This window comes from Streptomyces sedi, from assembly GCF_006335015.1.
GTDB lineage: Bacteria > Actinomycetota > Actinomycetes > Streptomycetales > Streptomycetaceae > Streptomyces > Streptomyces sedi.
Window position 1 is genome coordinate 197,985 of the sequence record NZ_VDGT01000013.1, and the last position, 12,166, is coordinate 210,150.

Annotated in this window: 11 protein-coding genes and 1 pseudogene; 3 read left to right on the forward strand and 9 right to left on the reverse strand. The window is 72.0% G+C overall.

Annotated features, from left to right (window positions below):
- Positions 1-612 precede the first annotated feature (612 nt).
- Together FH715_RS18375 and fahA are read right to left on the reverse strand one after the other, a co-directional pair.
- Positions 613-1,206: a hypothetical protein gene (locus FH715_RS18375; protein WP_139646654.1), complete on the reverse strand. Its 594-nt coding sequence runs from the start codon at positions 1,204-1,206 to the stop codon at positions 613-615.
- Between the two features lie 257 nt (positions 1,207-1,463).
- Positions 1,464-2,687: a fumarylacetoacetase gene (gene fahA, locus FH715_RS18380; RefSeq protein ID WP_139646656.1), complete on the reverse strand. Its 1,224-nt coding sequence runs from the start codon at positions 2,685-2,687 to the stop codon at positions 1,464-1,466.
- A 115-nt stretch (positions 2,688-2,802) separates the two neighbouring features.
- Here fahA and FH715_RS18385 point away from each other — a divergent pair, with 115 nt between their 5' ends.
- The 3 genes from FH715_RS18385 to FH715_RS18395 all read left to right on the forward strand — a co-directional run bounded on the left by FH715_RS18385 (position 2,803) and on the right by FH715_RS18395 (position 5,620).
- Positions 2,803-3,813: a polyprenyl synthetase family protein gene (locus FH715_RS18385; protein WP_139646658.1), complete on the forward strand. Its 1,011-nt coding sequence runs from the start codon at positions 2,803-2,805 to the stop codon at positions 3,811-3,813.
- 224 nt (positions 3,814-4,037) lie between these two features.
- A complete protein-coding gene (locus FH715_RS18390; RefSeq protein ID WP_139646660.1) occupies positions 4,038-5,060 on the forward strand; it encodes a LolA family protein in 1,023 nt (340 codons plus the stop codon).
- Positions 5,061-5,236: 176 nt separating this feature from the next.
- On the forward strand, positions 5,237-5,620 hold the full coding sequence (locus FH715_RS18395) for a hypothetical protein (RefSeq protein ID WP_097233134.1): 384 nt from the start codon (positions 5,237-5,239) through the stop codon (positions 5,618-5,620).
- A 9-nt stretch (positions 5,621-5,629) separates the two neighbouring features.
- Here the strand turns inward: FH715_RS18395 and FH715_RS18400 are convergent, their stop codons facing one another.
- From FH715_RS18400 to FH715_RS29015, 7 genes and pseudogenes are all read right to left on the reverse strand, one after another.
- Entirely contained in the window at positions 5,630-6,214 is a 585-nt protein-coding gene (locus tag FH715_RS18400; protein WP_139646662.1) for a hypothetical protein, read from the reverse strand.
- Positions 6,215-6,307: 93 nt separating this feature from the next.
- Positions 6,308-7,306: an EamA family transporter RarD gene (gene rarD, locus FH715_RS18405; RefSeq protein WP_139646664.1), complete on the reverse strand. Its 999-nt coding sequence runs from the start codon at positions 7,304-7,306 to the stop codon at positions 6,308-6,310.
- A 91-nt stretch (positions 7,307-7,397) separates the two neighbouring features.
- Entirely contained in the window at positions 7,398-7,976 is a 579-nt protein-coding gene (locus FH715_RS18410; protein WP_139646667.1) for a Uma2 family endonuclease, read from the reverse strand.
- Positions 7,977-8,096: 120 nt separating this feature from the next.
- Positions 8,097-9,185, reverse strand: coding sequence for a 2-oxoacid:ferredoxin oxidoreductase subunit beta (locus FH715_RS18415; RefSeq protein ID WP_139646668.1), 1,089 nt, complete (start codon positions 9,183-9,185; stop codon positions 8,097-8,099).
- Positions 9,175-11,070, reverse strand: a complete 1,896-nt coding sequence (locus FH715_RS18420; protein WP_139646670.1) for a 2-oxoacid:acceptor oxidoreductase subunit alpha — start codon at positions 11,068-11,070, stop codon at positions 9,175-9,177. Before FH715_RS18420 ends, FH715_RS18415 begins: the two co-directional genes overlap by 11 nt.
- Positions 11,071-11,286: 216 nt before the next feature.
- The gene (locus tag FH715_RS18425; RefSeq protein ID WP_139646672.1) at positions 11,287-11,946 is read right to left on the reverse strand and encodes a response regulator transcription factor; all 660 of its coding nucleotides are present in this window, start codon (positions 11,944-11,946) and stop codon (positions 11,287-11,289) included.
- 67 nt (positions 11,947-12,013) lie between these two features.
- A pseudogene (locus tag FH715_RS29015) lies at positions 12,014-12,166 on the reverse strand (sensor histidine kinase); the annotation flags it as partial.

A 12,166-nucleotide genomic window follows, 5' to 3' on the forward strand; every position in this document is an offset into this window, starting at 1 on the left:
GGCGGGCGACAACTGGCCTGGTGGGTTGGGGTGGTTGTCGTCTGCGGCTCGTCGCGGAGCATGCGCGCAGTTCCTCGCGCCCCCAAAGCCGCCACCGGCCCGGGGGGGCGCGGGGAGCTGCGCGAGCAATTTGCCGCCGGGGTGCGGGCGACAACTGGCCTGGTGGGTTGGGGTGGTTGTCGTCTGCGGCTCGTCGCGGAGCATGCGCGCAGTTCCCCGCGCCCCTGGGACGCCTGCTGGCGTGCCGGGGAGCGCGGGGTTTCTGTTGTCGGGGTGGGCGACTACTGGCCTGGTGGGTTGGGGTGGTTGTCGTCTGCGGCTCGTCGCGGAGCATGCGCGCAGTTCCTCGCGCCCCCAAGCCGCCCAGCGGCGTGGAGGGGCGCGAGGAACTGCGCGGATAAGTGGCTACCGGGGTGCGGTCGACTATTCACCTGGTCTGGTGGGACGGTTGTCGTCCCCGCTTCGCCACGGCCGAAGGGCCGTGCACGCGGACGCCCCCGCGTCCCGGACCCGGCACGGGCAGTGCACCGTGCGGGGTGGGCGCGGGGGCGGGGGCGTCGAGGCTGCCTCCGGGGCCGCCTGCGGCGGCCCGGCCTCGGATCCGGATCCGGCTCAGTAGCCGAGGTCCTCCAGCTCCTGCTGCATGTCCTCCAGCTCGGCGAGGTCCCCTTCCAGGTCCTCCATCCCCGGCATGTCACCCATGTCGGGGATGTCCTCCATCCCCGGCATGCTGCTGAGGGACTGGTAGGTCTGGGTGGTGCCCGAGGCCCAGTTGACGTTCAGCTGCTCGCCGTTGAGCGCGAGCGTGGCCTCGTTCCAGTCGGTGCCGCTGTCGCACTCCAGCTGGATCGAGTCGCCGGAGAGGGTGCCGAAGCAGGCGGCGCCGCCCGCCGACAGGTCGGTGGACTCGGAGAAGGTGACGGTGCTGGAGCTGAAGGTCATGACCGACTCGTCGTCGCTCAGCCCGGTGGCCCAGGCGCCCTCCAGCTGCTCGGCCGTCGGGGCCTCGCCGCCGCCGTCGCCCCCGGAGTCGCCGCCCTCGCCGTCGGAGTCACCCTCGGCGTTGGCTTCGCCCTCCTCCTGCTCGCCGATACCCAGCGAGCCGCCGTCCCCGCCGTCCTCGTCGTCGTCGCTGCCGCAGGCGCTGAGCGCCAGCATGGCCGCCGCCGCGGCGGCGGGGACGGCGAGACGTATGGACCTACGCATGTGATTCCCCTCGAAGTCGAGCGTGTTCCCGGCGAACACTAGCGCTGCATTAGAGGGGAATTGACCACTGTTACGGTCCTATTTCATGGACGGCGCTCCGCTGCAATGTTGTGCACGGGTCGCGCACATACCCACCGCGCGTACTCCCCGGTACCGCCCCGCTATCGAGCCAGCGTCGCCCCGAGGCCGACCTCGGACGAACGCGAACCCGCGCCGACCGGGGGTCGCCCGGCGCCCCGCCGACCCTCAGCGGCGGCTCAGGCCCCCTCCGCGGCCTCGGGGGCCGACTCCACCGTGCCGCTGACCTCGCCGAGGCCGACGCGTCCGCCGTCCGGGCCCGGCGCCCACGCGGTGAGCGTGACCCGGTCGCCGTCGGCGAGGAACGCCCGCTCCCCGTCCGCCAGCCGCAGCGGGCGCTCGCCGTTCCACGTCAGTTCCAGCAGGCTTCCACGCTCGCCCTCCTCGGGGCCCGAGACCGTTCCGGAGGCGAAGAGGTCCCCGGTCCGCAGGTGCGCGCCGTTGACCGTCAGGTGCGCCAACTGCTGCGCCGGCGTCCAGTACATGGTGGCGAACGGCGGGTGGGACACCGGCTCGCCGTTGAGCAGCACGGTCAGCCGCAGGTCGAGCCCGCCCGGCCCGCCGGCCGTGTCGTCGAGGTACGGCAGCGGCGGCACGTCCCGCGCCGGCGGCGCGGTCCAGGCCGCGTCCAGGGCGTCAAGTGGCGTGATCCAGGCGGAGATCGAGGTCGCGAACGACTTCCCGAGGAACGGGCCGAGCGGCACGTACTCCCACGCCTGGATGTCCCGGGCCGACCAGTCGTTGAGCAGGCACACCCCGAAGACGTGCTCGCGCAGCGCGGCCGGCGGCACCGGCCGGCCCGGCGTCGACGGCGTGCCCACCACGAAGCCGACCTCGGCCTCGATGTCCAGCCGCACCGAGGGCCCGAACCCGGGCGTCGCAGCGCCGTCCGCCGGCCGGCGCTGCCCCAGCGGGCGCACCACGGGCTCTCCAGAGACCCGGACCGAGCCGGCCCGGCCGTGGTAACCGATCGGCATGTGCTTCCAGTTGGGCGTCAGCGCGTCGCCACCCGGGCGGAAGATCTCGCCGACGTTCTGCGCGTGGTGCTCGCTGGAGTAGAAGTCGACGTAGTCGGCGACGGTGAACGGCAGATGGAGCGACACCTCGTCCAACGGGCGCAGCAGCGGCGCCACGGCCTCCCGGTGCGACGCGTCGCCGAGCCAGGACCGCGCCTCGGCGCGCACCGCCGCCCAGACCTGCCGGCCGGCGGCAAGCAGCGGGTCGAGGGAGGGCGCCGTCCACAGCGCGACATGCGCGGAACCGAGGGCGCGCGCGGCGGCCCCGGCGTCCAGCACCCGGTCACCGAGGCGTACCCCGATCCGCCGGGCCGCGGGCTCGTCGCGGGGGCTGAAAACGCCGTAGGGAAGGTTGTCGATACCAAACAACACCGGGTCGGACGACATGGCCACATTTTAGGGGTGTCGCCGGCGCGCACCAGCGGTACGTCCTCGAAGTGATCGACTTGCGACCGGATACGCTGCCTGGAACAACCCATCGAAAGATCAGGGGAGAGCGCTCGTGACCGTCATGGGGCCCTTCGGGGTGAGCGTGCGGGACCCGGCCCTGGAGGCCGAGGTCCAGGCGGGGCTTTCCGCCGTCGAGGCGGGGCTGGTCGAAGCGACCAAGAGTGACGTCCCCTTGATAACGGAGGCCGCCCAGCACCTCGTTCGGGCCGGGGGGAAGCGGTTCCGGCCGCTGTTGCTGCTGTTGGCCGCGCGCTTCGGGGACGCCCACGCCCCCGGTGTCGTGCCCTCGGCCGTGGTGGTGGAGTTGACCCATCTGGCCACGCTCTACCACGACGACATCATGGACGAGGCCGAGGTCAGGCGCGGGGTGCCGAGCGTCAACGCCCGCTGGGACAACTCGGTCGCCGTGCTCACCGGGGACTTCCTCTTCTCCCGCGCCTCGACGATAGTCGCCGAACTGGGCGCGCCCGCGGTGCGGGTGCAGGCCGAGGCGTTCGAGCGGCTGGTCACCGGGCAGATCCAGGAGACCCAGGGGCCGCCGCCCGGGCAGGACCCGATCGCCCACCACCTGGAGGTCGTCGCGGGCAAGACCGGCTCGCTGATCGCCGTCGCGGGGCGCATGGGCGCGCTGATGGCGGGCGCGCCGGAGGCGACGATCGAGCTGCTGGCGCGGTACGGGGAGCTGATCGGCGTCGCGTTCCAGCTGGCCGATGACGTGCTGGACATCGCCAGTGACGGTACGGAGTCGGGCAAGACCCCGGGGACCGACCTGCGGGAGGGCGTGGCGACGCTGCCGGTGCTGCGGCTGCGGGAGTTGGCCGAACGGGAAGGGGCGGCGGCCGACCGCGAGCTGGTCGCGCTGCTGGACGGGGACCTGACCGACGACGGGCGGCTGGCCGAGGCGCTGGCCGGGCTGCGCGGCCATCGGGCGCTGGACCTTGCCAGGGCGGACGCCCGGGCCTTCGCGGAGCGCGCGGGGCAGACGCTGGAGCCGCTTCCTGAGGCGCCGGCCAAGGCCGCGCTTCTGGACCTGTGCACCTCGGTCTCCGACCGTACGCACTGAAGCACGGAGAGTGGCCGCCGCCTTCGTGTGCGGCCTCACCGAGGGGCCGACCCCTGAGGCCGGTCCCTGAGATCCGGTCGTTCTTCCCCTAGGGAAGGGGCGGACCGAAGGCCGGTCCGGTCGTCCTCTGGTCGTACGCGGGATGCCGCCCACGGGCGGATGCCCCGGCGCCGTCGAGCTGTTGCAATGGAGACAGCCAGCAAGGGCGAGTGGAGGGGCATCCGATGGCCATGCAGGAGAACATCAGGAGGGCGGGGCTTCCCGTCGCCGTCCTGGCCGGGGTCGCGGCGATCGGCGTGGGTGTCTGGCCCGCGCTCGCCAGCGACGGCAGCCCCGACCTGCCGGAGATGACCGCCGAGGAGCTGGTGGTGCTGGTCGCCGAGTCCGACACGGCGCAGCTCTCCGGCACGGTGCGGGTGGAGAGCGACCTGGGTGTCCCGGACATGGGCGGCCTCGCCGAGGGCGTGCTGGGCGGCCTGGACGGCCCGGCCGGCCGGCTGGCCTCGCTGGCCGCGGGCGAGAGTACCCTGCGGGTCGCGATGGACGGCCCCGACCGGCAGCGCCTGGCCCTGGTGGACGGCCCCGACGAGTTCGCGGTGATCCACAACGGCGACCAGCTCTGGGCGTACGACAGCACGGAGAACGTGGTCTTCCGCGCCGATCTCGCCGATGTCGAGGGGCAGACCTCCGACGAGGGCGAGACCGAGGCGTGGATGGGCGACCTCACCCCGCAGGAGGCCGCCGAGCGGCTGCTGGCCGAGGCGGACCGGGACGCGGAGATCGCGATGGACGGCACCGGCCGGGTCGCCGGGCGCGACGTGTACCAGCTGTCGATCGAGCCGAGGGACGAGAACATCCCGCTGGCCTCGGCGCGGATCTCGGTGGACGCCGAGACCGGGGTGCCGCTCGCGGCGCGGGCCGAGTCGACCGGCGGGCAGACCGTCGATGTCGCGTTCTCCCAGGTCGACTTCGCGGTGCCGGCGGGCGGCGCGTTCGAGTTCTCGCCGCCGGAGGGCGCCGAGGTGCTGGAGGCCGACCCGAACGAGCCGTTCGGCGGGCTGCTGGAGGAGCTGCTGCCCGGCGCGGTCCCCGGCGACCTGCCGCAGATCGACCCGGGCGAGCTGCGGGACGAGCTTCCCGAGGAGCTGCTGAACGAGCTGCCGCGCGAGGAGTTGGCGGAGACCAGGGACGAGGTCTCCGGCGAGCTGCCGGAGTTGGCCGAGCTGATCGACGCGCTGATTCGCTGACGCGCGGGATCGCTGACGCGCTGATTCGCCGACGCGTCGGGGGACGCGTCCGGGGGGACGGGGGCGGGTGGACCGTGGGGGCGGTCGGCCCGCCCCCACGGTGTTCTCCGGGGAGGAGAGGCGGCCCCTTGCCGGTCGCCGGCGGCCCGCCGGGTGACGGGTGATGTACTTCCGGTATGAGGATTCCACTGGCGCTCGCCGCTCTGGGCGTGCTGCTGGGGTCCGTGGTCCTGATCTGTTTCGCGTTCTGGCGCCTTCTGCGCCGGGCCGGGATACCCGCCTGGTTCACGGCGGTGTTTCTGGTGGCCGGCGCGGTGATGGTGCTGGTGTCGGTCGGGCTGTGGGTGAGCGCGCACCCGGTGCTCTTTCCCGAGACGTCTCCGTGCTGGCCCTCGATGGAGCCGGAGACGCGCTGGTTCCCGCCCGACTCCCACTGCCGGCACGCCGACGGCGAGCTGAGATCGGTCAACGGGGCGCGCGGCAAGGCGGTGTTCTGGATCGCGTTCGGCGTCGTGACCGGCACCCTCGGCGTCGCGGCGGCTCGCCGCGTGCGCCGCTGACGTGAGCGGTCACCGGCGGTCGGAGTCGGTCGCGTCCGGTCGGGGCGAGGGGGAGTCGTCGAACGGGGCGGCGGGCTGTTCCCTGGGGCGCCTGCCGTAGCGGTTGACCCGCTCGGTCTCCGCCTTCAACCCCCGCAGCCACGGCACCCAGGGGCCCGGCCTGGCCTGGTTCGCCAGCCACAGGCCCCAGGCGACGACCACGCCCAGGGTGCCGAGGACCAGCGGCCCGTCGTCCGTGGACATCATCCTCGGATGCAGCCAGTCGTTCCCCAACTGGAGCGCGCAGGCGCCCAGTACGCCGAGCGAGCCGCCGACGAGATGACCGCGCCACACCGGGCCGCGCCGCCCGCGCGGGGGCAGACCCACGTTCCGCTCCACCGTCGTGAAGGTGATCAGGGCGAGGATCGCCACCAGCAGCACGCCGGCGCCCCAGTCCGTCCAGTTGGGCGGCTGGACCGTGTTGACCGACTCCTCCAGCGTGTTCAGCACGAGCGCGAACGGGACGAACCCCCACAGCAGCCCCGACGTCCCCGCCAACCACACCCGCCAGGACGGGACTCGCCCGTCCCGCTCGGACACCGTCCGCTCAGCCACCTCACGCCTCCTCGAAGCCTCACGTTCGCGCGTCTCACGTGCGCGCGTCGCGCCTCGCGCTCGCCGCGCCCCTGCGGTGCCCGTTCCGGGGTCCTAGCCGGCCCGCTCGGTGCTCCCCGGCTTCCCGGCGGGCCCCTGGTCGGTTTCGAGCTGGTCGACCGGGACCTCGGCCGGGTCGGCCGGGGTGTGGCGGGCGATCGTGCGGTGGCGGCGGCGCGCCTGCCGCAGCGCGTCCCAGGTCAGCAGCGACAGGGCCGTCCACACCAGCCCGAAGCCGACCCAGCGCTCCGGCGGCATCTCCTCGTGGAAGACGAGCAGGCCCAGCACGAACATCGTGGTCGGGGTGATGTACTGCAACAGCCCGATGGTCGACAGCGGCAGCCGCACGGCGGCGGCGCCGAAGAAGATCAGCGGCAGCGCGGTGGCCAGCCCGCTGACCACCAGCAGCGCCGCCTGGCTCGGCCCGCCGGTGGTGAACGTGCCCTCGCCGTTGGCCGCGACCACCATCAGGAAGACGAAGGCCGGCACGAACTGGAAGACGGTGTCCGCGCTGAAGCCCTCCAGGCCGTTCAGCGCGAGCCGCTTCTTCACCAGGCCGTAGGTCCCGAAGCTGACGGAGAGCGTCAACGACAGCCAGGGCACCTGCCCGTAGGCGACGCTCATCACGACGACGGCGGTGCCGCCGACGCCGACGGCCACCCACTGGAGCGGGCGCAGCCGCTCGCCCAGCAGCAGCACGCCGAGGGCGATGCTGAAGAGCGGGTTGATGAAGTAGCCGAGGGACGCCTCCAGCACGCGGTCGTTGGCGACGCACCAGATGTAGACGGACCAGTTGACGGCGATCAGGGTGGCGGAGGTGAGGGAGAGCGCCAGCTTCCTCGGCTGCCGCGCCAGCGGGCGTATCCAGGACCAGTTGCGGACGAAGATCAGCAGCAGCAGGGCGGTGGGCAGCGACCAGACGATCCGGTGGGCCAGCAACTGCGCGGGAGCGATGCCGTCGAGCAGCTCCCAGTAGAGCGGCATCAGCCCCCAGACCCCGAACGACGAGAGCCCGAACGCCAACCCCGACCTACTGGTCGTCGCCGTTGCCATTGCCGACCGCCTTCGAGAGAGTCCAGACCAGAGCCACCACCGACAGTAGCGTCGATGAGCGGCGCGGTCATTCCCGTCCCGAGTGGTGAACCTATGCGGGCAGCGTGAGGTCGATGTCGATCGGGAAGGGCACGGTGAGCTTGAGCTGTTCGCGGTGGATGCCGGTCGGGACGTAGGTGCCGGTCGCGGGCTCCAGTTCGTGGACGAAGACGACGGGGCGGTCGTTCTCCGGCTCCACGCGCCAGAAGTGCGGGATGCCGGCCGCCGCGTACTTGCGCGGCTTGGCCTCCCGGTCCCGCGCCCGCGACTCGGTGGAGACCACCTCGACGGCGAGCACGACATGCTCGGGCGCGAACGACGTCTGGCTCAGCCCGGAGACCCCCTCGGCACGCAACACCATCACGTCCGGCTCGGGCCTGTCCTTGGCCCCCAGCGTGACCGTCATCTCCCGGAAGGCACGCAGCTCCGGGGGCGTGGCCCGCGCCAGTTGGCCGGTCAGCAGCTCGACCGTCAGCAGGTGGAAGAGGGTCTGCGGACTCACGATTACCAGGCTCCCGTCGATCAGCTCCGTGTGGGGAGGCAGATTCGGCAGCCGGTCCAGATCATCCGCGACATAGCCGTCCTGCGGAGGGCGTGGCCACTGGTAGGTGGGGGTGGGCTCAACACTCATCACTGCTCCCATGGCCAGATCCTCGCAGGGGATTTCAGGCTACTCGCCTCATACGACGATCCCCCACTCGAACGAGAGGGCGGGGGATCGGCGTGTTGACGAATATGCGGAAGGTGCTGGTCAGCCCGCCACGGTCCAGGTGTCGCCGCCGGCGAGGAGGGCGGCCAGGTCGCCCTTGCCGCGGCGTTCCACCGCGTGCTCCAGCTGGTCGGCCATCTGGTCCTCGTAGGTCGGCCGGGGAACGCTGCGCAGCACGCCGATCGGGGTGCGGTGCAGCGTCTGCGGGTCGGCCAGCCGGGAGAGGGCGAACGCCGTCGTCGGGGTCGCCGCGTGGGCGTTGTGGACGAGGATGTCGTCCGTGCCCTCGGTGGCGACGTCGATCACCCGCAGCTCGCCGGACTCCCGGTCGCGGACGACGCCCTTATCGCCGAGGCCGTCCTCGGCCGGCAGGCCGAAGCGGATCGGCTCGCCGTGTTCGAGGCGGATCACGGCCTCCTGCGCCTGCTTCTTGTCCTTCAGCACCTCGAAGGCGCCGTCGTTGAAGATGTTGCAGTTCTGGTAGATCTCCACCAGCGCCGAGCCGTGGTGCTCCGCCGCCGCGCGCAGCACGCCCGTGAGGTGCTTGCGGTCCGAGTCGACCGTGCGGGCCACGAAGGACGCCTCCGCGCCCAGCGCCAGCGAGACCGGGTTGAACGGGGTCTCCAACGAGCCCATCGGCGTCGACTTGGTGACCTTCCCGGTCTCCGAGGTCGGCGAGTACTGGCCCTTGGTGAGCCCGTAGATGCGGTTGTTGAAGAGCAGGATCTTCAGGTTCACGTTGCGGCGCAGCGCGTGGATCAGGTGGTTGCCGCCGATGGAGAGCGCGTCGCCGTCGCCGGTCACCACCCACACCGACAGGTCGCGCCGGGCGGCGGCCAGGCCGGTGGCGATCGCCGGGGCGCGGCCGTGGATGGAGTGCATCCCGTAGGTGTTCATGTAGTACGGGAACCGCGACGAGCAGCCGATGCCGGAGACGAACGTGATGTTCTCCCTGGCCAGGCCCAGCTCGGGGAGGAAGCCCTGGACGGCCGCCAGCACGGCGTAGTCACCGCAGCCCGGGCACCAGCGGACCTCCTGGTCGGACTTGAAGTCCTTGGCGGTCTGCGGCTTGTCGGCGGTGGGGATGAGGGCCAACGGGGTGCGGGGCTGGAAGGGCGCCTCAGTGGACATCGTCCAGAGCCTCCTTGAAAGCGGACGCGAGCTGCTCGGCCTTGAACGGCAGTCCGGTCACCTGCGTCAGGGACCGCACGTCGACCAGGTACCTGGCGCGCAGCATGGTGGCCAACTGGCCGAGGTTCATCTCGGGGAGCAGCACCCGGTCGTAGGAGCGCAGCACCTCGCCGAGGTTGGCGGGCAGCGGGTTGAGGCTGCGGACATGGGTCTGCGCCACCTTGCCGCCGTCCCTGCGGACCCGCCGGACGGCGGCCGTGATCGGGCCGTAGGTCGAGCCCCAGCCGAGGACCAGCACCCGGGCCTCGCCGCTCGGGTCGTCCACCTCGACGTCGGGCACGGTGACGCCGTCGACCTTGGCCTGCCGCACGCGCACCATGTGCTCGTGGTTGGCCGGGTCGTAGGAGATGTTGCCCGTGCCGTCCTGCTTCTCGATGCCGCCGATGCGGTGTTCGAGCCCGGGGGTGCCGGGCACCGCCCAGGGGCGGGCCAGCGTCTCCTCGTCCCGCTTGTACGGCCAGAACACCTCGCTGCCGTCCGCCAGCGTGTGGTTGGGCGCGGTGGTGAACCGCGTCCGCAGGTCGGGGAGTTCGGACTGCTCGGGGACGCGCCACGGCTCGGAGCCGTTGGCCAGGTACCCGTCGGAGAGCAGGAAGACCGGCGTGCGGTAGGTCAGCGCGATGCGCACCGCCTCCAGCGTCGCGGTGAAGCACTCGCCGGGGGTGGCGGGCGCCACGATCGGCACCGGGGCCTCGCCGTTGCGCCCGTACATCGCCTGGAGCAGGTCGGCCTGCTCGGTCTTGGTCGGCAGGCCAGTGGAGGGGCCGCCGCGCTGGATGTCGATGATCAGCAGCGGCAGTTCGAGGGAGACCGCCAGGCCGATGGTCTCCGACTTGAGCGCCACCCCGGGGCCCGAGGTCGTCGTCACGCCGAGCGCGCCGCCGAACGCCGCGCCCAGCGCCGCGCCGATGCCGGCGATCTCGTCCTCGGCCTGGAAGGTCCGCACCCCGAAGTTCTTGTGCTTGGACAGCTCGTGCAGCACGTCGGAGGCCGGGGTGATCGGGTAGGAGCCGAGGAAGAGCGGCAGTTCGGACAGTTGGCCGGCGGCGACCAGGCCGTAGGCCAGCGCCAGGTTCCCCGAGATGTTCCGGTAGGTGCCGGCGGGGAACGCGGAGACCGCGGGCGCCACCTCGTAGGAGACGGCGAAGTCCTCGGTGGTCTCGCCGAAGTTCCAACCGGCGCGGAACGCCGTGATGTTGGCCTCGGCGATCTCCGGGCGCTTGGCGAACTTGGCGCGCAGGAACGCCTCGGTGTTCTCCGTCGGGCGGTGGTACATCCAGGAGAGCAGGCCGAGCGCGAACATGTTCTTCGAACGGCCGGCCTCCTTCCTGGTGAGTTCGTACGCCTTCAGCGCCTCGACGGTCAGCGTCGTCAACGGCACCCGGTGGACCCGGTAGCCGTCGAGGCTGTCGTTCTCCAGCGGGTTCTCCGCGTAGCCGACCTTGGCCAGCGCGCGGGAGGAGAACTCGTCCGTGTTGACGATGATCTCGGCGCCGCGCGGCAGGTCGCCCACGTTGGCCTTGAGCGCCGCCGGGTTCATCGCCACCAGCACGTTCGGGGCGTCGCCCGGCGTGAGGATGTCGTGGTCGGCGAAGTGGACCTGGAAGGAGGAGACGCCCGGCAGGGTCCCGGCGGGCGCGCGGATCTCGGCGGGGAAGTTGGGCAGGGTGGAGAGGTCGTTCCCCAGCGACGCGGTCTCCGACGTGAATCGGTCGCCCGTCAGCTGCATTCCGTCCCCGGAGTCCCCCGCGAACCGGATGATCACCCGGTCCAGACGCTTCACGTCCTTGTGGTCCCGGCTCCCCTGGTTGACCTCGGTGGTCACTGCTGTAGCCCTCCTTCGAGGCGGCTCTTGTCGGCCATGGTACGGGGAGTAAGGGTTGCCTTCCCATCCATCTCACGCAGCGGCTTCACGCGGTCGCCATCGGTGAACGGGAGCGGTGCGCGCCCCCGGTTCCCCCGTTGTCCCGCGCGCCCCGTCCTGTGAGTCAACTTCCGGTGCGGTACCGGTCGTTCGCCCCCCTTCAAGCGTGTCAGCGGGCTAGGAGTTGAGATAGGTCAGGACCGCCAGAACACGGCGGTGATCTGTGTCACTCTGCGCCAAACCGAGCTTGATGAAGATGTTGCTGACGTGCTTCTCCACCGCCCCGTGGCTCACCACGAGTTGCTTCGCGACCGCCGAGTTGGTGCGGCCCTCGGCCATCAGCCCCAGCACCTCGCGCTCCCTGGGCGTCAACCCCGCCAGCACGTCCTGCTTGCGGCTGCGGCCGAGCAGCTGCGCGACCACCTCCGGGTCCAGCGCGGTGCCGCCCTCCGCGACCCTGGTGACCGCCGCCACGAACTCGCTGACGTCCGCCACCCGGTCCTTCAGCAGATAGCCGACGCCCCGCGAGGAGCCGGCGATCAGCTCCGTCGCGTACTGCTCCTCCACGTACTGCGAGAGCACCAGCACCCCCAGCGAGGGAAAACGCTGCCGCAGCCGCACCGCGGCCCGCACCCCCTCGTCCGTGTGGGTCGGCGGCATCCGCACGTCCGCCACCACCACGTCCGGCGGACTCCCCGTCGCCGCCAGCCGCTCCACGGCGGTGACCAGCGCCTCGGCGTCGCCCACGCCCGCCACCACCTCGTGGCCCCGGTCGTGCAGCAGCCGCGTCAAACCCTCCCGCAGCAGCACCGAGTCCTCAGCGATGACTACCCGCACCGGCCCACTCCCCGTGTCGAACCAACAGCTCTCAGCATCTCACCCCGCGGCCCCCGCCCGCCCCCGCTCACCGGGGGCGCACACCGCCACTGGTCCCGTCGCGGTCGCGCCAGGGGAGTTCGGCGGTGATGGTGGTGGGGCCGCCGTGGGGTGAGTCGATGGCGAGGAGGCCGTCGACGGCGGTGAGGCGTTCGGCGAGGCCGGCGAGGCCGCTGCCGGG

Coding starts and splice junctions, on each gene's coding strand:
- FH715_RS18375 (WP_139646654.1), bottom strand. CDS start 1,206: ATGCGTAGGTCCATACGTCTCGCCGTCCCCGCCGCCGCGGCGGCGGCC.
- fahA (WP_139646656.1), bottom strand. CDS start 2,687: ATGTCGTCCGACCCGGTGTTGTTTGGTATCGACAACCTTCCCTACGGC.
- FH715_RS18390 (WP_139646660.1), top strand. CDS start 4,038: ATGGCCATGCAGGAGAACATCAGGAGGGCGGGGCTTCCCGTCGCCGTC.
- FH715_RS18395 (WP_097233134.1), top strand. CDS start 5,237: ATGAGGATTCCACTGGCGCTCGCCGCTCTGGGCGTGCTGCTGGGGTCC.
- rarD (WP_139646664.1), bottom strand. CDS start 7,306: ATGGCAACGGCGACGACCAGTAGGTCGGGGTTGGCGTTCGGGCTCTCG.
- FH715_RS18410 (WP_139646667.1), bottom strand. CDS start 7,976: ATGAGTGTTGAGCCCACCCCCACCTACCAGTGGCCACGCCCTCCGCAG.
- FH715_RS18415 (WP_139646668.1), bottom strand. CDS start 9,185: ATGTCCACTGAGGCGCCCTTCCAGCCCCGCACCCCGTTGGCCCTCATC.